Here is an 18,587-nt window from a genome sequence, read left to right as displayed (position 1 = left end):
ATATGCTTCGTCTTCTCTACGCACTGGTTGTAGTCTTGTGCGTATTGCCAACCGTTCCGGGAGTGCTAGGTGTTGTTTCGTCTTCACTTAGCTACATTCCCCCACTGGGGATGGACTCACTCTCTTTCACTGGCTTTAAGCAAGTATTTGCTTGGAATGGTGTTTGGCAATCTATCGGCTTAACCCTATTCTCTGCCATTGTCAGTAGTTACCTAGCCTGCGTATTGGCCTTTGCCATTTTGCAACGTTGTTGGAACACCCGCTGGTGGCAGAAGATAGAGCTTTCCCTATCACCTCTGCTTTCTATTCCTCATGTGGCGTTTGCCATTGGCTTTGCCTTTTTGTTCGACCCGACAGGCTTAGGTGTTCGCCTTATTCATGCTCTGTTTGGCTACGATCTTAATCAGTCCACAGGACATGAGCTTGCCTTGCTCATTCATGATCCCTACGCGCTGGGATTAATCATCATGCTAGCCATTAAGGAAGTGCCTTTTTTGCTATTGATGAGTATTCCCATCCTCAAACAATTGAACATTGATAAGACAGAGAAGATCACGGCCTCCATGGGCTACAGCCGTGCACATGCTTGGTGGAAGTCTTTGTTTGTACAATGGTTGGTAAAACTGCGCTTTCCTATGCTGGCGGTATTGGCTTATAGCTTATCGGTGGTGGACGTGGCATTGATTGTGGGGCCAACCAATCCGCCGACCTTTGCCGTACTGGTCTGGCAGTGGTTTAACGACCCTGATCTTACGTTACTGCCAAGAGCATCGGCTGGGGCTATTGTGCTATTTATCATAGCGACGTTGATCATTGCCTTTGCTCGAACAGTTGAATGGTTAGTGACTAAGGGCTTTCGAGGTTGGCAAATCTCTGGGCGACGTGGCGTCATGCTTCCGGGGAGAGGGCTATTTAGTGGAATGATTCTACTTACCGGCGCCATGCTTCCCCTGATGCTAGTGTGGAGCTTTGCCCAGCGCTGGCGCTTTCCTGATATTGTTCCTAGCCGCTATTCTGCGCGATTTTGGGAGTATGAATGGTCAGGCATAGTCAGCACCATTGAGCAGAGTCTAAGCCTGGCGCTGGTCTCTGGAACGGTTGCGGTTGTTCTAGCGTTAATAGCTCATGAATACCGCATTCGACATCGCTGGCAGGTTCCGGGTTATGTCATCGCTATTCCTATGTTAATCCCGCAACTCTCTATCTTGTTTGGATTGCAGATAACCACCTTGTTTATCGGTGGAAATGCCCATTGGTTGTGGGTGTGCTGGGCGCATATGTTTTTTGCGTTCCCGTTTGTCTACCTTTCTCTTGATGGCCCGTGGCGCAGTTACAATGAAGCGATGACTCGCGTCGCACTGAGCCTAGGAAAAACGCCATTATCGGTGTTTCTAAAGGTGAAATTACCTCAGGTGTTTCCTGCTATCTTGTTTGCGTGGGCAATTGGCATCAGTGTCAGTCTATCTCAATACTTACCCACCCTAATCTTAGGGGCAGGGCGTATCTCAACACTGACGACTGAAGCGGTGGCTTTATCCAGTGGCTTTGACCGCCGAGTAACGGCCATCTATGCCTTGTGGCAAGCGCTGTTACCATTAATCTTTTTCTTTATCGCGATATTGGGCAGTCGAATGCAAGTTCGATATCGTCGTAGCAAATTCAAGGGGTTGCAGTCGAATGAGTCTGTGTCTAAAAAATCTCACAGTTCGTAAACTGGATGGCAGTGTGTTGTTTGATAGTTTGAATATGACTATCGATTCTGGTGAAGTCGTGTCTTTGATGGGACCTAGCGGATGTGGAAAGTCGACCTTATTGGATGTTATCGCAGGCCATCTATCAGAAGAGTTTTCTTATCAGGGAGAGGTGGTGCTCAACGAACGCCCGTTGGACTCAGTGCCTGCACATCAGCGCAAGGTAGGGATACTGTTTCAAGACGATTTGTTGTTTCCACACCTTAATATCTGGGAGAACTTAGCCTTTGCGCTCCCTAACACAGTAAAAGGCGAGCACAGAAAACAACAGGCGATTGAGGCGCTTGAGCAAATATCCTTGAGTCAACTGGCCTATTCCTACCCTGAGCAGATATCAGGAGGACAGAGGGCGAGGGTGAGCCTAACCAGAATGCTATTGGCGCAACCTGAGGTAGCGTTATTGGATGAACCCTTCAGTAAACTTGATAAGCAACTGCGCTCACAGTTTCGTGACTGGGTATTCGAGCAGTTAAAGGTCGCAAATGTCCCTGCGCTTATGGTGACTCATGATGAACAAGACATCCCTGATAATAGTCGCGTGTTAAATTGGCCTTGGGAGACGAGCCATGCTTGATAGTTTTAGCATCAAGGTTATCCGCTGGCCCTTAGCGCAAGGGGCGAGGGTTTTAAACAGCCTGGGTATCACTGCCAATCAAACGACCCTATTCGGTTTTATTATCGGTTGTTTTGCTTTGCCGTTATTGGTATTTGAGCAATATACAACAGCACTCTTATTGATACTGCTAAACAGGATTTGTGATGGCTTAGATGGCGCACTTGCCAGAAGGCAGGGGATCACTGATGCCGGTGGCTTTTTGGATATTAGTCTCGACTTTTTATTCTACTCCATGGTGCCGTTTGCCTTTGTACTCGCCAACCCAGAAGCGAACGCCATCGCAGGTGCATTCTTGATCTTCTCATTCATCGGCACGGGAAGTAGCTTTCTGGCGTTTGCTGTAATGGCAGGAAAGCGAGGCATAGATAACCCTGTGTATAAGCATAAGTCTTTGTACTATATGAGTGGCTTAACCGAAGGCACTGAGACCATAAGCTGTTTTATCCTGATGTGCCTATTGCCCAACTACTTTGCAGAGCTTGCATATATATTTGGCGCCATGTGCTGGTTCACTACCGCAACCCGCATCTACTCTGGCTTCCATACGTTAAAATAGTTCCTAGTTCCTAGTTCCTAGTTCCTAGTTCCTAGTTCCTAGTTCCTAGTTCCTAGTTCCTAGTTCCTAGTTCCTAGTTCCTAGTTCCTAGTTCCTAGTTCCTAGTTCCTAGGAACCGCATTTCCCCTTATACCCATATTCAATCTCTTGCTCATAATTGCCGTGAGCAAGAGGTTGATCTGCACCTTGTTGCAATCATCAATATTCCTCACGATCAGCTTCAAAACTACTAGATATTTTTTCTTCCACACTTCTCTTAATCTGAATGGGCTTTCAACGGAAAGCAGTTAATAACAACGGATGACTACTGAGGTCATTCTCAGATAAGGAGGAAATCATGCCGTTAAAACGCCCACGCCCTGAATTGGTAGATAGCAGCTCGTCAAAGGCGAAGCCAAGTCTCACCATGCAAGCGGCAGACTATGGGCACCAGAAAGTATTGAAACCTTTTAAACAGTCATTTGTATTGGCGATGTTTGCTGGTGCTTTTATAGCTCTTGCCTTTGTCTTCTATATCACTGTGACTACAGGCTCATACGAAAACGGTTGGGGTGTGACCCGCTTTATTGGTGGTCTCGCTTTTAGCCTTGGCTTAATGCTGGTGGTTGTATGTGGAGGGGAACTGTTTACGAGTACCGTGCTTAGCTCGGTTGCTTGGGCTCAAAAACGAGTCACTACTAAGCAGTTACTTGGATGTTGGGCTCGTGTGTATGCAGGTAACTTTGCTGGAGCCATGCTGACCCTTGCTTTCATTATGATGGCAAAGATGCACATTCTTGACCATGGCAATTGGGGGCTAAACGCCTTGAGTATCTCTGCGCATAAGCTAGAGCACTCATGGTGGCAGGCATTCTCTCTAGGTGTTATGTGTAACCTATTGGTTTGTCTAGGTATTTGGATGAGTTTTAGCAGTAAAGAAAGTGCAAGTAAGGCTTTTTTAGTACTGCTACCAGTGGCGATGTTTGTTAGCTCAGGCTTCGAACACAGCATTGCAAACATGTTTATGGTGCCTCTAGGTATCGCCATTAAGGCGAGCGCCGATGCTCATATGCTAAGTGCAGCAGCAGAAGCTGGTATTCATCTAGAACTACTCAATATTAAACAATTTATCACTGCGAACCTTATTCCAGTGACCCTTGGAAACATTTTTGGCGGCGCGGTATTGGTGGGGCTTGCTTATTGGAGCATTGAACCAAAGCAGAGCGCATCACCATCAATCTACCCAATCAAAAATTCAGATATTCAATTTTCATCATTAAATTCATTGGAGCATGCCATGTTAGAACAAATGAAACGTTTACGAGTTGCAGACCTAGCCTCAGACAACCAAATCACTTTCTCAGAAGATTTGAACTGTCATTCAGCACTTAAGCTATTGATTGATAACAATCAAGCAGGCGCTGCAGTATTAAGCGAAGATCATCAAGTTCAAGGCTTTATCTCTCAGCAGGATCTTCTTCGAGCAATGTGGGGTCAGGACTTTGACGTGAATGCGGTCATGGTAGTAAAAGACTTCATGCAGACTCCAGTATGCACTCTTACTCCAGAGCAAAGCATTCTGACAGCGCTTGAGCCAATGATTGTTGACCAAGACACTCTATACCCAGTCAATCAAGGCGGTTTCTTCATGGGTGGTGAGGCATTGTCATTCAGCGAACGCCTAGCGAAAGCGGCAAGCAAAATGCCAAGTGCTTACCCTGTGGTATTTAATGGTCAGTATGTAGGTCTTTTGAATCGCGATGCGATTGCACAGTGGGTGGCTAACTTTAATCAGCCACAGCAGCAAAAAGAGAAGGACCTGTCTGTCGCTTAATGCTAAGCGACAGCAAATAGGGCAGGTGTAGCCCTTTTTAAAAAAGCACAACTAAGTTTTTGGGTCACGCAGGGAGTTAATCCTTGCGTGGCTTGAAAGATCTTCCTCTGGTCAATCTTCTCGCCTCAGACAGTAAACATTCTCTAAGTGGTGATTCGCCACTGTCATTACGCCAAATAAACGATATCTCACGCTGCATGTTAAGTTGTGGTGTTGGTAGTACTACCAATTGATTGCTTTCAAGCTCAGGCAATATATCTAGATAAGGTACGCAACCCAAGTAGCTACCGTTAGCAACCAGTGATTTAATCACTCGAATACTCTCGTACTCTTTCCACACCTTAATATTGTCGATAAGGCCATGAACAGCGCCATCGAAGATGCGGCGAGTACCGGCACCAGGCTCTCGTAATACCCATTTCGCTTGTTCTAACTGAGCAAGAGTCACTTGTTTATATTGAGCAAACGGATGATTAGGTGAGGCAATCACTACTAAATCGTCGTCAAGCCAATGTTCTTGTTGTAGACGGCTATCCGTGTTTCTTCCTTCGATAATACCTAAGTCACAGTCATAGTTGAGCAGTGCATCGATCACGTTTTCTGTATTTTCGACCATCAAATCAATGCGCATTTCAGGGAAGTCGTTATCAATTTTGCTGATAAGAGCAGGAACTAAGTGTTTTGCTGCAGTTTGACTAGTGCAAAGAGTTAAATTACCACTAATAAGGTGCTGCTCATGAAGGCCAAACTCAATCTGTCTCGCGTCTTGAAGTAAGCGCTTGGCTCTTGGTCTTAGCCAATGCCCCCAATGACTTAGCACTAATCTATTGCCCTGGCGGTTGAACAGTGGGCGGTCTAAGACAGACTCTAGTTGAGACAGAGACATACTGACCGCTGATTGGGTCATAGAGAGCTTCTTGGCGGCAGCACTGACACTTTCATGGCTTGCAACGGCGTCGAATACAGCGATTTGCTTTAGAGAAAACTTGAACATGCAACCCTCAGAAATGAAAAATAAGTATCAGTTTTTTTGATACTTTGATTTTGCTCCTTAAAATGACTTAGTTCAATAAGTATTCACTGCGGAAATATTAATAAATGTAAACGTTTGCTTATCTTTTCATCTAATAGCGACGATTTCTCTTTCAAAATGCATCGAAAATATTCAGTTGCAGAATGTAATCCGGAACGGTATATTAATCGTCATTCCACGATTGTCGAAATATAATTATGACCAGTTGCCAGACTCAAGAGTGCATCGCACCTGTTATCTCAGACGAGGATGCAAAGCGAGAACAAGAACTCGCGACTTTAGCAAAGGCCATTGCTCATCCTGCTCGAGTCCGAATCCTAAAGGTATTGTTCGAGCTCGAAACAAAGGGCGGCTGCCTGAATGGGGATTTAGTTGGGCAATTAGGTTTAGCTCAATCTACAGTATCAGAGCATCTGCGAATTCTGCGTCAGGCGGGGTTGGTTCGAAGTGAGCCTAAGCCACCTAAGGTTTGCTATCGAATAGAGACGCAAGCCATGCATAGAGTGAAAGAACTTTTTGATAGTTTGTTTTAGTGAAATGAAGCAGCTAATGATTCAGTAGACACTATTTTTTAATTACAATAATCGTCATTCGACGATAAACGAAAGAGATACACAGATGACAACAGCAGCAGCGAGCGCCTCACCAAAGATGAGCTTTCTCGATAGATACCTAACCCTATGGATATTCTTGGCCATGGCGGTTGGGGTTGGTATTGGCGCCGTATATCCAGAGGTGGCTGATCTTAATGAAGCGATGTCAGTGGGCAGCACCAACATCCCCTTGGCTATCGGTCTGATCTTAATGATGTATCCGCCTTTAGCTAAGGTAGACTACAGCCTGCTTGGAAAAGTAGCGCAAGATAAGCAAGCGATTAAGCTTTCTTTGGTCATGAACTGGATTGTCGGTCCGATCTTGATGTTTGTACTGGCTTTGACATTCTTGGGTGATCACCCTGGCTACATGGTCGGTATTATTCTTATAGGTTTAGCCCGTTGTATTGCAATGGTTCTAGTATGGAATGATATTGGCGGCGGTAACAAAGAATACGGAGCGGCGTTGGTCGCCCTAAACAGTGCCTTCCAAATCGTGACTTATAGCTTCATGGCTTGGTTATTTATTACCGTGTTGCCACCAATATTTGGGTATACGGGAATGGTCGTGGATATCTCTATGGCTGATATTGCACAGAGCGTATTCATCTATCTTGGTATTCCATTCTTAGCGGGTTTTCTAGGCCGTAAACTGTTGGTTTCAGCAAAGGGTGAGCAGTGGTACAACGAGGTCTATATCCCTCGTATCTCGCCGATAACGCTTATCGCTCTGTTGGCTACGATAGTGCTGATGTTTAGCCTTAAAGGTGAAATGATTCTAGAGCTCCCAATGGACGTAGTGCGCGTTGCTATACCTTTGGCTATCTACTTTGTATTGATGTTCTTTGTAAGCTTCTTTGTCGGTAAACGATTGGGGATTCCGTATGATAAGAATGCCTCTATTGCCTACACAGCTACAGGCAATAACTTTGAATTGGCGATTGCGGTTTCAATTGCAGTATTTGGTATTAACTCAGATCAGGCGTTTGCTGGTGTGATTGGGCCTCTGATTGAAGTGCCGGTATTGATCGCTTTGGTTAATGTGGCATTGAGAATGAAGGCCAAGTACAAAGTGAAAACTGCATAATTGTGTAAAGATTAAGCCAGTCACTGATTGGCTTTTAAGTACACATTCTTCCATTTTTAATCATTTAATACTCCATTTTCGATCTGATACTGGCAAAAATACACTTTCGTCTGCTCACATCAGTCCTGCAAACGTCTTACTCATCACACTTTTTCTAAAATCCCCTGTGTGACCAGTGTCATATAAAAAATCGCAAGAACCCTCAAAAATTCGATCTCTTAGACCCTTTTAGAGAGGGGCAAGTGATCTAGTTATCATTTGACCGCGTCGCTCATGCTAGTTTTTTATGTCATACAATATAGTTAGATACATCGATGAGGTGAATGTCTATAGCAGAGGTTAGGCAATGAAAAGTCATGCAGAAATAGCAAAGGATGCTATCGAATTAGTAACACCCGCAATCGAAAGGTTGTTTGAAAGAACCAATCGCAAAGAGCTTCATATCGTTGTCATGGACCCACGCGTTAAGCCTTGGGAAACATCATTCGAAGAAGCGATTTTGGTTGAAAGCTCCCTAGGTAATCCAGAGCAGTGGACTATCCCTTTTGATGAGTTTGCACGCAAAAAAGCCAAGCAAGCATGGCGCAATACACGTGCAAATATCACCAATCAAACACTACATACAGCGTCACTAAACGAAGATGATCTGCTTTTCTATGGCTCATTTGTTTATGGAGACGTAGTGGTTGGCTGCAGTGGTGTTGAACAATGGTACGACATGCTAATCAGTGGCTGGATTGCAGTAGCAATTGAACAGTTGTGCATGGCCGAGTACCAGAACAACAAAGTAAGTAACCCTACACAAACAACTAGAAACTAATTAAAACTGACACAAAAGGAATTAACATGAACAAACTTCTTAAATCCCTTCTTGTTGCCGCAGGCATCATGGTATCTGCAACGGCTGTTGCGGCGGACTACCCAAGCAAAAATATCCGTTTAGTTGTACCTTTTGGTGCGGGTGGTGGTACCGATGCGGTTGGTCGTACTCTGGCTAACTCTGCAAAAGACATTCTTGGTCAAAACATTGCGGTAATGAACCGCACAGGTGGTGCTGGTGCAGTGGGTATGAGCTTTGGTGCTCAGCAACGTGCTGATGGTTACACACTAACAGTGGTCACTCGTGAGATTGCATCTCTACCTCAAATGGGTCTAATGCAACACGATGCTAGCGACTTTAAACTTATCCGCATGGTTAACCTTGATCCAGCAGTAGTACTGGTTTCTGCAGACAGCCCATACAACACAATCAATGACCTTATCGCAGAAGCGAAGAAAGGTGACGGTGTGGTTAAATTTGCTTCTACAGCAGCGCCAAACTTCTACCTAATGGCTCTTGAAAAAGACCAAGGTATCAAGCTAAACGCTATCCCATACAACGGTGCATCAGAAGCAATCCCAGCGGTACTAGGTAAACACACTGACGTAACTATGGTTACTCCAGGTGAAGCTATTGCTCAGCTACGTTCGGGTCAACTTAAAGCACTAGGTGTGATGTCTGAAGAGCGTATTTCGTTCATCCCAGATGTACCTACTCTAAAAGAGCAAGGCATTGACGTTGTAACGGGTACATGGCGTGGTATCGGTGCTCCGAAAAACACTCCAGATGAAGTTATCGAAACTCTAGGCAAAGCATTCGACGAAGCTATGGCATCTGCTGAATTCAAAGAATTCATGGAGAAAGGTGCGATGACTATCCACAACATGAATGCAGAAGAGTTCACTACTTTTGTTGAGCAAGACACTAAAAACCTTGGTGCTCTAATCAACTAATTTCCACCTGGGAGCTCTTGCTAGGGCTCCCTCCTTCTTTGAAGTTTAGCTTTAAAGGGTAGCATTATGATTAATAGAAATGTTGTCTTCCCATCCCTAATCATTGCCCTAAGCGCAGTTATTTTGGTTCTTATTGGACAGTTTGCAGAACCTCGCTTTCAAGACGCGAGCGTCGATGCGAAATTTTTCCCAACAGCCATTGCGGTTGCTCAAATCATTATTTGTATTGCCTTATTAGTGCAACACAAACTCAAATCTACTAACACTGAAGTACAGTCAGTTATTTTCTCAAAAATGGCCGTATTCGGTGTCATATTCCTGATTGGATATGCATTATTAATTAGCGTGATTGGCTACTTGTTAGCGAGTCTAGTTGCATTCACAGTTTATCTTGTGTTGTTCAAGGTCAAGAAGCCACTGTATTACGTTGTGGCATGGACCTTTGTATTTGGCGTTTATTACCTATTCGGTGAGGTGTTCTACATAGCACTTCCTGAAGGTCTATTTTATTAAGGAGGCGGTATGATTGAGCATCTATTGAATGGCTTACTGACCGCGTTCAGTCCAGCTGTTTTACCTATTTTAATCTTTGGTGTTGTGGGCGGAATCGTACTCGGTGCGTTGCCGGGCCTGACCGCCACCATGGGTGTGGCCATTCTTCTGCCATTTACCTTTGGCATGGAGCCAACAGCGGCGCTGGTTATGCTAATCGGTGTCTACATCGGTGGTATCTATGGTGGTTCCATTGCCGCTATCTTGCTGAAAACACCAGGCACTCCGGCCTCAGCCGCAACGGTGCTTGATGGGCATACTCTGGCTGCCAAAGGCCAAGCGGCGAGAGCGCTGAGTATCTCGGCAATCGCTTCGTTTGTGGGCGGGTTGATCAGTACAATCGTTTTGATCGCTATTGCTCCACTGCTAGCAAACTTCGCATTGCGATTTAATGCACCAGAATACTTTGCATTGGCTCTATTTGGTCTAACCATCATTGCCAGTGTTTCAGCGCAGAATATTTTGAAGGGCCTATTGGCGGGTACTATTGGTCTGTTGATCTCAACAGTGGGATTAGACCCAATTAGTAGTGTGCCTCGCTTTACCTTTGGCGTGATGGATCTGTATAGCGGGATCAATGTAATTCCTGTTCTGATTGGTCTATTTGCACTGTCTGAAGCGATCAACCAGATTGAAAAAATCCTAAAAGAGAAGCAAGCTAAAGTTGCTAAATTTGATCACAAATTGCTGAGCAAACAAGATCTTAAAGAGATGATGCCTACAGCAGTTAAAAGTGGTCTGATGGGGACAACCATTGGTTCTGTTCCTGGCGCTGGCGCGGACATCTCTGCATTTGTTTGTTACAACGAAGCGAAGCGTTCTTCGAAGAATCCGGATGAATTTGGTAAAGGTTCTGTACGAGGCCTTGCCGCAGCAGAGGCGGGTAACAACGGCGTAACAGGGGGCTCTCTTGTTCCTTTACTTACACTAGGTGTTCCGGGTGATGCGGTAGCGGCAGTACTATTGGGCGCTCTGATTGTTCAAGGTCTAACTCCTGGTCCTCTGCTGTTCGCTCAGAATCCAGAGGTGGTGTACGGCGTATTCAGTTCAATGCTGGTGGCTAACATTGTGATGTTAATCGTTGGCCTAGTGGGTATTCGCTTCTTCTGTCGCATCATTGAGGTGCCCAAGTTGCTGATGATCCCTATCATCATATTCTTGTCAGTGGTCGGCGCATACGCGATTAACAACTCAATGTTTGATGTGGGTATTGCGATTGCCTTTGGTATTTTAGGCTTTGTGTTAGGCAAAATGGATATACCATCTTCGCCAATACTTCTCGCTATTATCCTTGGTCCAATGGCGGAGACCAACCTGCGTAAAGCCTTGCTGATGTACGATAACTCTTGGTCATTCCTGTATGAAAGACCGATTGCTTTAGCCTTTATTGTGTTAGCTGTCTTTTCTGTGTACTCGACAATGAAGATGAAGAAGAAAAAGCAGATGCAGTTAGATACCTAAGCGGTAAACGAAAACAGAGTGTTAATACTAAGAGCTAGTGAGGCAATCACTGGCTCTTTTTTCGTTCTCAATAATTGAAAATTAAGATTGAGATTATCTCGACAGCAAATGTTACTGATCGTGATCCTGTTCATATCTTGTATTATTATATTAGTGCATTATGACCCTCGCTCGTTAAGAGAAGAGATGGGTATTGTTCCCGTTTCTCTTGGCACTAAAAATAAATACCTAGAGGTTAATATGCATACAAAGAACAAGATTGCTGCTGTTGTTGTTTCAGCACTCGTTGCTGGCCTAGCAGGCTGCTCAACAGCTTCTTCCCCCGATACTGCATCTGCGACACAACAAGCTCCGTCTGCAACGCAAGCTCCTTCAGCGAATAATGATCCGCAACTGGCTGTGCAGTACAACTTAGACGTGAACAAGGTTCCAGCTGAAAACTTCGATCTATCTAAGTTCAAGCTAAATACGCCAAGAGACGATAACAAGCCAGAGCGTGCGGGTAAGGTAATGGAAATCTACAAGCCTATGTTGAATGACAAGGCTAACCCATTCTCTGATGCTGAGTGGTTCTACACTGATTCTATAACTGGCGCTATGGTGTTTGCTTCTCCAAACAAAGCAATGACAACACCAAACTCTAAGAATGCTCGTAGTGAACTGCGTGCGATGCTTTCTGATGACTACTCATCTCCAAAGAACAACTTCACTATTGCTTCTACAGATAATGCTGAAGCATACGGTGCGATTGGCGGTCACATGAGTGCGACCATGTCGGTTGACTGGGTAAGTACCAGTGGTGATTACAAGAAAAATGGTGCATTTGCTACCGTAATCGGTCAAATCCACGGTTCGAAGAACGAGCCTCTAAAAATCATGTACCGTAAACTGCCAGAGCATGAATACGGCTCTATTTACTGGAACTACGAAACTAATGCTCTAGGTGACGATTACAGCAAGCGTCGTGATATTCGCCATGAAGTGTTCGGTCAAAGCGGTCTGCGCCAAGGTTCAGAAGATCCTGTAACGGGTATCAAACTGGGCGAGATCTTCTCGTACGACGTAAATGTAGAAGGTGATATCATGCACCTAACGTTCACTAAGAACCCAGGCAAACCAAACCAAGAAGTTAAGACGTATGATATTGACCTAGCAAAAGGTGAATACCAAGGCGACAAATACGACCAAGGCTACGCAAACGACTGGATGTACTTCAAAGCAGGTACTTACAACCAATGTAATACTGGCTCAAGCGGTTGTGCAAACAACGGCATCGAAGCTGGCGATTACTCTAAAGTGAGCTTCTTCAAGTTCAGCCTAGATCAATAATTCGGTTTAACTGACATTCATCGAATGTCAAAGAGCATGTCGAGATTTCTGGTGGGGGCTAGAGTCTCGATAGCGGTGAGGAAATCGGGGATTGAACTGTCTTCAATGGCGATTTACCTATGATTCACTTCAATGTTTCCTCACGTTTTTTTAGAGCCTGCTTTTGCAGGCTCTTTTTTTATCCATTGAGTTACACCTTTCCTTAAGGAAGGTACTGTCACTATAGAGGCAAAAAAGCCAAGTGCGTCTGCTCGCACTTGGCTTTTTAGTAGTCAGAACTGGGAGGCTAGTTCTAAGCTAGTTCAATTTGCTTAGCCTGCTTTTGTACGCGTTCACCATCAATATCTATGACAATAATGCCTTCGCCAATATCAACCTTCAAAAGACCAGCATTATCCATATCGTGATAGATAGGATTGTTTTCACAACACGCCACAAAGGTATGCTGAGCAGCAGGCGCCGCTTGCCATTCTATATGTCTTATATCTTGGTTTGCATCAGAGACTACAGATTCATGAAGAGAGGTTTCTTCCTGATAGCCTATTTCTATACAGGGCTCTGATAGCCCATCAGCTAACAGTTTTACTGTGTATGCTAACTCGTCATTATTAAGAAGAACGTGTTGTCCTTTCTTCTCTGCATTTAGCGGAGAGTGAAGTCGCCACTGCACCGGTTGCGCTGAAGCTAAACTCATATTATCAACGATGAGAACGCCTTTATCTGCGACGGTGACTAAGGTTCGAACAAAGCGTTTTGCATCACTGTAAGTTCGGCTTAAGTCCATTTGTACAACACTCCAGTTAGCCCCTGTTTTATGGGTGATAACGGATGCGGTTGCAGACTCATCGTCCAGTATTTGTCCTCTTCCACCAATCAATGGCAGGTTATGCGCTTTGGTGGTTCTGGTCCATTCGCTGTGATGGGCACTGCCAAAACGATAGCCATAACTTCCACTTGGCGTCAGGACGCTAGTGTGTGAATCGATTAAGGCGATATTACCTTGATCGGCGTGACGGTGAGAGCTATTGCCGAATTGGCTGGCTCTAAAGAATACAGAGCTACGCTTGCTCTTGATGGCACCCAGTCCAGCAAAATCATAATACTTGCTGTAGATGCCGTCACATTCTTGGCTCTCGTCTAGGTTCAATAAAGGTCGTTCAGAGTGCTTAATTTGTGGGATCGTTGGCACTACATCGAGCAGGTGTAAATCATAAGACGAGATCTGTTGTTCAAGCTCTAAACTCATCTCTCGAGTTGCGCGATCGCCGAAGCGTTCAGCGTAGATTCGCAGCGGGTTTTGAGCAAAGAAGCCCGGCCATTCGGCGCCATCTCGCTTGCACCAGAAGCCATCACCAAATGGGTGTATGTCATCTTGGGTCGCTACAAAATCCATCGCAAAATTGCTGTAGTTCTTGTAGAAAGGGTGGTTGTAGAAAGAGAAGCCACTGATTCGCTCAACGGAAAGGAAGAACGGATGGAACCACTTACTGTAAGATGAGGAATAAAATGGACCCTCTGCCCAGCTGCCATCTTCGCCACCATAAAATGGCAATACACCGCGGTAGATCATTAGCGAGTAGTTAAGCCAGCGTTCACAGACGCTTTGATCAAACTCTTTGTGCAGTGCAAGAGCGGCTACCCCAAGATACGCTGGCAGGCGAGATGTATGAGAGTGTCCAGGGAACTGCTTGAACTGATCTTGCTCTAATCGCTCCTCCATCTGATAAGCAATGCGAACCAACATAGGCCTCACAAAGCTTTTTTCGCTTTCGGTTAGAAGAGGCGCAAGCCAGTGGTATGCCAAGTAAAGGTTGCGAGCTAAAGAAAGACCAACCTCGTCTCCCCAAGTGCATGGACGAAGCAGTGATGCCGGACCTTCTGGGCTCCACTCTGCCAACTTGAGTAATAAAGACACTGCGGTTTCACCGCTTTGCTTATCTCCCCAAATCTTGTACAGCAAGCTTAGAGAGGTAAGGTCTCTATCTATCCACTTTCTGACATTCGCAATAGCTGTGCGTTTGCCTTCTTCCTCGCCTCTTCGGTAATGAGTCGGGTAGGTAATCGCGTCAATGTCGGCAAGTTCCGCTGTTTTCTTGAGCTTGTCATAGGCCATCCATGAAGAGATACGAACGTGGTTGATATCCTCATCGAAGTACATCAAGAATTGTTCGTGAGGTTGGCAGCGCTCAAATAATTCTTTGGCGGTAGGCGCCAGGTAGTCTTCTGACTTTTCAGTGACGCTAAAAGAAAACCAAGGTGTCGCTTGATGCTCAGCATTAACCAAGCGCCAACGATATTCACCATTTGGAAGCGTGAAAGGCAACTGGAAAGGAGAGGATACGTTCTCCCAACACCACTGCAGAGGTTTATTGGTGTGCTCTAATTCAATACTAAAGCTGTCATGATAACTAGGTTGAGGCCAGTTAAAGCTTGGTGGGTTTACAAGCACCTCTTGTTCATGTCCTGGAGACATAAATACTTGAAAGTCATGGTTTCTTTGCAATGACAACATTCTATTGCTCCTTCTTAAACCAAAGATATTCGCCCGTTTCAGGATTGATTTCCCCAATCGCTTTTGCCGGAGAGCCTGCAACAATTTGGTAGTCTTCCACCGATTGAGTCACTACCGAGTTAGCGCACACCAGAGCGCATTTGCCAATGGTGACTCCTGGGGTGATGACAACGCCTGTGGTAAGCCAAACGCCGTCTTTGATCTCTACTTTGCCTTCTTCAAGGCTGCTGCGAGCGCTAAAATGATCCGTTGTTGGGTCATACAAGTGATTCGACGCAACGATAGAAACATGGGGGCCAATGAGTATGTTTTGACCAATGGTGACATCACCATTGATGTAGCTGTACAGTCCAATATAAGAATTTGCGCCAATTTGCTTATCACCAATTCGAACGATAGCTCCCGGAGCAACTCTTACACCTTCGTTTGTGAAGCCCATTATCTGAGCTCGGGTGTTGTCATCGGCAGCGTTATTGCTTTGGGTGGTGTAAAGGGTGAACTTGCGAAATTCTTCATCGGTAAGTTCCCCACCGAATTTTTGTTGTACTGACATGTTTACCTCAATAGATAGGAGGTAACCCTCCTATCTTACTGTTTTAATGTTATTTTTATGCGCAGCTTTGCTTAACTTGAAGCTCGGCAGGTTTCTTTACCGTGCGCAATAGAATGAATCCAATAAAGCCTATGATGCCCGCAATGATGGCAAACAACGCTTTACCCCAAAGTGGATTAGGAACCAGCGTTAACATAGCTAAGAATACAGATGCAGTTAGTAGCATCTTGCCAAGCATGATGTGCTGCTTGTTATCCATAAGAATGCTTTGCTCTGACTCTTCAACAACCACTTCAGTATCAACATTGTTGAAGAACTGGTTGATTTCAGCGGCACGCTCAGCCGATGGCTCTTTGTAGAAGAAACGAGATAGAACAAAGAACGGCAGAGTAATCGACATATGACCAATTACGCCCAGTGTTACTGACTTCATTTCAGAGAATTCGCGAGCGGTAAGCTGCGTATCAAGACCAAGGATTGTTTCAATCGTGTTTGGCGTAATTACAAAAGCGATCACAGCTGACACACACATACCGACTAGGATAGTACCCCAGCCTGCCCAATCTGGCGTTTTACGCACAAAGAAACACATGATTGATGGAATAAGCACTGGGAAGCCAACAAGAGTGCCGACTAACATCATAAGGTCGAATAGGCCGAATTCTTTTAGAGATGTTAAGAACAAACCGGTAAGGATGATCACGATACCGAATATCGCAGTAAGAACCTTACTTGCTCTCATTAGGTTTTTCTCAGAGAAGTCTTTACAGAAGTATGGTTCGTAAACACTCTTAAGAATGATGCCCGCATTACGGTTCAGCGCTGAGTCCATTGAAGACATAGTGGCTGCAAACATAGCTGCTAGCATTAGACCAACCATACCCACTGGCATTTCACTCTTAACAAACATGTAGTAAGTCGCATCTGCAACCTTGTCGCCTAAGCCTTCTAGACCCCATGTAGTCACATCAGGGTAATTGCCCGCTACGTACCAAGCCGGTAGGAACCAAACAAGTGGACCAAGTATCATTAGTGAACAAGCGAGTAGAGCTGCTTTACGAGCATTCTTTGTGTCTTTAGAAGCAATGAAACGGTAAGAGTCGACCATGTTATTGGTACTGAAGAATTGCTTAACAAAGATACAGATAAACCAGCCAACAAATAGGTAACTGTAGCTGTAGCCATCACCAATTAGCTGTTGCGTTGGTAGACCTACCTCAAGTAGGTTGCCTACACCGCCTGATTTCCAGATAGCAACCATGGCAGCAATGAAGGTCATTACCGTGATGATGATCATCTGCATAAAGTCGGAAGCGATAACGGCCCAGCTGCCGCCAACCAATGACATGAACAATACCACTAAGCCTGCACCGATAATGGTTTGCTCTAGAGGTACGCCGATAACAGCACTAGTGAACACAGCAAGACCGTTAAGCCAGATTGCTGCTTGTAAAACACTGAGAGGAACGTTTGCCCAAGTAAATACTTGTTCATTTACCGCACCAAGTCGAAGTCTGATGCCTTGCAGAGGACTGATCACTCGCATTTGACGCGCTTTGGCTGCAAAGAAAAGGTAGTTACAGAAGTAACCTAAAGCGTTAGCGAAAAATACAACAGCGACGGACATACCGTTGGTAAGGGCTTTGCCCATAAGGCCGGTAAAGGTCATTGCACTCAATGCCATCATGAAGGCACTGGAACCGACCATCCACCATAGCATTCGGCCACCTCCTCTAAAATACTCACTGGTATTTGAGGCTGCAGAGCGGAAAACCCACCCGAGACCGATGAGAAAAATGAAGTAAACGAGTACAACAATAATATCAATATCCATGCTTAATGGTTCCTGTAGTAATAGGGTAGAGAGGCATAGCTACATCCTTTTTTTCTTGTTTGTGGAGTAGACACATTTTTATTGTGGTCTGAGACCTAACACACGTTTCATCATAAGGAGGCTTATCATAGAGTGGAAATATTATTATTGTATAACAATAATACAATCAACGAATGACCAACTCCCATGGACATTAAGACGCTTAAAACCTTTCTTTCAGTAGCTAAGTTGAAAAACTTTTCAGCGGCCGCTAGAGAGCTAAATACCGTTCAGCCTACGGTTTCTCGTCATATTTCCGATTTGGAAAATGAGCTAGGAACCAAGTTGTTTTTGCGTACCACCCATCAGGTAGAATTGACCGCAGCCGGAGAGGTGTTGTTACCAGAAGCCTTGGCCATTATTGCTAATGATAAACGAGTAAAGGCGTTGGTGGGTAAGGCGTTGGAGTCCAAAGAGTCAGTGCTTAATATTGGGTACCTGGCTACTGCTTGCTCATTTTTCCTGCCAAAGATTCTGGGGGAATTTTCCAGTAGCAATGCCAAGGTAACCACGAACCTTTTTGAGATGACCGCTCAGGAACAGCAAGATGGGTTGCTGGAAAACAAGATTGATATCGCTTTTTCAAGACGTCAGCCACAACTAGATGGCAGCGTGTTCAATGTAGAAAAGATCTATACCGATAAGCTGGTGGCAATCTTGCCGGCCAATCACCCTTTAGCGAATAATACTGAAGTAAGTTTAAATGAGCTTCGCAGCGAAAAGTTCATACTGTTTCGTCGCTCTGAGTGGAGTGAAATGTTTGAGCACATCTCATTGCTCTGCCAAGAGAGAGGCTTCTCGCTGGACGTGAGTTTTCACCCTGAAAATATGCGACATCTGGTCACTTCAGTTTCGTCAGGACTAGGAATATCCATCGCACCACAATGCATCAAGTTCGTTGCTGATAAAAACTGTGTATGTATCCCAATAAAAGAAATCAGCCTGGCGCTTCCGCTGTATATCTATTACAAGAAAGAAGGTATGAGTGAGCCCCTAGGACATTTGGTGAATAATTGTGTCTCTCATGCTCAAGATATTCAGAAGATGCTGACGGCATCTTGATTATTTATTGAATATCAATGGTT

At 44.9% G+C, this 18,587-nt stretch carries 16 protein-coding genes; 12 read left to right on the top strand and 4 right to left on the bottom strand.

The annotated features are described in order from the left end of the window. Positions 1 to 2: 2 nt before the first annotated feature. The 4 genes from A6E01_RS10215 (at position 3) to focA (ending at position 4,736) form a co-directional block, all read left to right on the top strand. Positions 3 to 1,712: an ABC transporter permease gene (locus A6E01_RS10215; protein ID WP_017028329.1), complete on the top strand. Its 1,710-nt coding sequence runs from the start codon at positions 3 to 5 to the stop codon at positions 1,710 to 1,712. Then, complete coding sequence (locus tag A6E01_RS10210) at positions 1,678 to 2,325, top strand: ATP-binding cassette domain-containing protein (RefSeq protein ID WP_017028328.1); 648 nt, start codon at positions 1,678 to 1,680, stop codon at positions 2,323 to 2,325. Before A6E01_RS10215 ends, A6E01_RS10210 begins: the two co-directional genes overlap by 35 nt. Further along, positions 2,318 to 2,923, top strand: coding sequence for a CDP-alcohol phosphatidyltransferase family protein (locus A6E01_RS10205; protein WP_017032726.1), 606 nt, complete (start codon positions 2,318 to 2,320; stop codon positions 2,921 to 2,923). The genes A6E01_RS10210 and A6E01_RS10205 overlap by 8 nt, the downstream gene beginning before the upstream one ends. A 337-nt stretch (positions 2,924 to 3,260) precedes the next feature. Beyond that, positions 3,261 to 4,736 (top strand): formate transporter FocA, encoded by a 1,476-nt coding sequence (gene focA / locus A6E01_RS10200; RefSeq protein WP_017028326.1) that lies wholly within the window; start codon positions 3,261 to 3,263, stop codon positions 4,734 to 4,736. 76 nt (positions 4,737 to 4,812) lie between these two features. On the opposite strand, the gene A6E01_RS10195 is transcribed toward focA, so the two are convergent. Then, positions 4,813 to 5,730, bottom strand: coding sequence for a LysR family transcriptional regulator (locus A6E01_RS10195; protein WP_017032724.1), 918 nt, complete (start codon positions 5,728 to 5,730; stop codon positions 4,813 to 4,815). 236 nt (positions 5,731 to 5,966) lie between these two features. Here A6E01_RS10195 and A6E01_RS10190 point away from each other — a divergent pair, with 236 nt between their 5' ends. From A6E01_RS10190 to A6E01_RS10160, 7 genes are all read left to right on the top strand, one after another. Further along, positions 5,967 to 6,302 (top strand): ArsR/SmtB family transcription factor, encoded by a 336-nt coding sequence (locus A6E01_RS10190; protein ID WP_017028324.1) that lies wholly within the window; start codon positions 5,967 to 5,969, stop codon positions 6,300 to 6,302. 85 nt (positions 6,303 to 6,387) lie between these two features. Continuing rightward, positions 6,388 to 7,449, top strand: a complete 1,062-nt coding sequence (gene arsB / locus A6E01_RS10185) for an ACR3 family arsenite efflux transporter (protein ID WP_017028323.1) — start codon at positions 6,388 to 6,390, stop codon at positions 7,447 to 7,449. 346 nt (positions 7,450 to 7,795) lie between these two features. Beyond that, complete coding sequence (locus A6E01_RS10180) at positions 7,796 to 8,269, top strand: hypothetical protein (protein WP_017028322.1); 474 nt, start codon at positions 7,796 to 7,798, stop codon at positions 8,267 to 8,269. 26 nt (positions 8,270 to 8,295) lie between these two features. Beyond that, the gene (locus tag A6E01_RS10175; RefSeq protein ID WP_017032721.1) at positions 8,296 to 9,222 is read left to right on the top strand and encodes a tripartite tricarboxylate transporter substrate binding protein; all 927 of its coding nucleotides are present in this window, start codon (positions 8,296 to 8,298) and stop codon (positions 9,220 to 9,222) included. Between the two features lie 66 nt (positions 9,223 to 9,288). Next, the gene (locus tag A6E01_RS10170; protein WP_017028320.1) at positions 9,289 to 9,735 is read left to right on the top strand and encodes a tripartite tricarboxylate transporter TctB family protein; all 447 of its coding nucleotides are present in this window, start codon (positions 9,289 to 9,291) and stop codon (positions 9,733 to 9,735) included. A gap of 9 nt (positions 9,736 to 9,744) precedes the next feature. Further along, entirely contained in the window at positions 9,745 to 11,235 is a 1,491-nt protein-coding gene (locus A6E01_RS10165) for a tripartite tricarboxylate transporter permease (RefSeq protein ID WP_017032720.1), read from the top strand. A gap of 186 nt (positions 11,236 to 11,421) precedes the next feature. After that, positions 11,422 to 12,564: a polysaccharide lyase family 7 protein gene (locus A6E01_RS10160; protein ID WP_065210169.1), complete on the top strand. Its 1,143-nt coding sequence runs from the start codon at positions 11,422 to 11,424 to the stop codon at positions 12,562 to 12,564. A 292-nt stretch (positions 12,565 to 12,856) separates the two neighbouring features. On the opposite strand, the gene A6E01_RS10155 is transcribed toward A6E01_RS10160, so the two are convergent. From A6E01_RS10155 to A6E01_RS10145, 3 genes are read right to left on the bottom strand one after another with little or no spacing between them, the layout of a single operon-like run. Continuing rightward, positions 12,857 to 15,076 (bottom strand): heparinase II/III domain-containing protein, encoded by a 2,220-nt coding sequence (locus A6E01_RS10155; protein WP_065210168.1) that lies wholly within the window; start codon positions 15,074 to 15,076, stop codon positions 12,857 to 12,859. 1 nt (position 15,077) lies between these two features. Further along, positions 15,078 to 15,629, bottom strand: coding sequence for an acyltransferase (locus tag A6E01_RS10150; protein WP_017028316.1), 552 nt, complete (start codon positions 15,627 to 15,629; stop codon positions 15,078 to 15,080). Positions 15,630 to 15,684: 55 nt separating this feature from the next. After that, positions 15,685 to 17,463, bottom strand: a complete 1,779-nt coding sequence (locus tag A6E01_RS10145) for a sodium:solute symporter family transporter (RefSeq protein WP_065210167.1) — start codon at positions 17,461 to 17,463, stop codon at positions 15,685 to 15,687. 186 nt (positions 17,464 to 17,649) lie between these two features. Here A6E01_RS10145 and A6E01_RS10140 point away from each other — a divergent pair, with 186 nt between their 5' ends. After that, positions 17,650 to 18,564 carry a LysR family transcriptional regulator gene (locus A6E01_RS10140; RefSeq protein WP_065210166.1) on the top strand — a complete coding sequence of 305 codons (915 nt, stop codon included), beginning with the start codon at positions 17,650 to 17,652 and terminating at the stop codon, positions 18,562 to 18,564. The last annotated feature ends 23 nt before the right edge of the window (positions 18,565 to 18,587 follow it).

The organism is Vibrio breoganii, assembly GCF_001677275.1.
Taxonomy (GTDB): Bacteria; Pseudomonadota; Gammaproteobacteria; order Enterobacterales; family Vibrionaceae; genus Vibrio; species Vibrio breoganii.
Note: the sequence above shows the minus strand (reverse complement) of the source record. Positions and strands in the feature narration are given on the sequence as shown.

Coding starts and splice junctions, on each gene's coding strand:
- A6E01_RS10215 (WP_017028329.1), top strand. CDS start 3: ATGCTTCGTCTTCTCTACGCACTGGTTGTAGTCTTGTGCGTATTGCCA.
- A6E01_RS10210 (WP_017028328.1), top strand. CDS start 1,678: ATGAGTCTGTGTCTAAAAAATCTCACAGTTCGTAAACTGGATGGCAGT.
- A6E01_RS10205 (WP_017032726.1), top strand. CDS start 2,318: ATGCTTGATAGTTTTAGCATCAAGGTTATCCGCTGGCCCTTAGCGCAA.
- focA (WP_017028326.1), top strand. CDS start 3,261: ATGCCGTTAAAACGCCCACGCCCTGAATTGGTAGATAGCAGCTCGTCA.
- A6E01_RS10195 (WP_017032724.1), bottom strand. CDS start 5,730: ATGTTCAAGTTTTCTCTAAAGCAAATCGCTGTATTCGACGCCGTTGCA.
- A6E01_RS10190 (WP_017028324.1), top strand. CDS start 5,967: ATGACCAGTTGCCAGACTCAAGAGTGCATCGCACCTGTTATCTCAGAC.
- arsB (WP_017028323.1), top strand. CDS start 6,388: ATGACAACAGCAGCAGCGAGCGCCTCACCAAAGATGAGCTTTCTCGAT.
- A6E01_RS10180 (WP_017028322.1), top strand. CDS start 7,796: ATGAAAAGTCATGCAGAAATAGCAAAGGATGCTATCGAATTAGTAACA.
- A6E01_RS10175 (WP_017032721.1), top strand. CDS start 8,296: ATGAACAAACTTCTTAAATCCCTTCTTGTTGCCGCAGGCATCATGGTA.
- A6E01_RS10170 (WP_017028320.1), top strand. CDS start 9,289: ATGATTAATAGAAATGTTGTCTTCCCATCCCTAATCATTGCCCTAAGC.
- A6E01_RS10165 (WP_017032720.1), top strand. CDS start 9,745: ATGATTGAGCATCTATTGAATGGCTTACTGACCGCGTTCAGTCCAGCT.
- A6E01_RS10160 (WP_065210169.1), top strand. CDS start 11,422: ATGGGTATTGTTCCCGTTTCTCTTGGCACTAAAAATAAATACCTAGAG.
- A6E01_RS10155 (WP_065210168.1), bottom strand. CDS start 15,076: ATGTTGTCATTGCAAAGAAACCATGACTTTCAAGTATTTATGTCTCCA.
- A6E01_RS10150 (WP_017028316.1), bottom strand. CDS start 15,629: ATGTCAGTACAACAAAAATTCGGTGGGGAACTTACCGATGAAGAATTT.
- A6E01_RS10145 (WP_065210167.1), bottom strand. CDS start 17,463: ATGGATATTGATATTATTGTTGTACTCGTTTACTTCATTTTTCTCATC.
- A6E01_RS10140 (WP_065210166.1), top strand. CDS start 17,650: ATGGACATTAAGACGCTTAAAACCTTTCTTTCAGTAGCTAAGTTGAAA.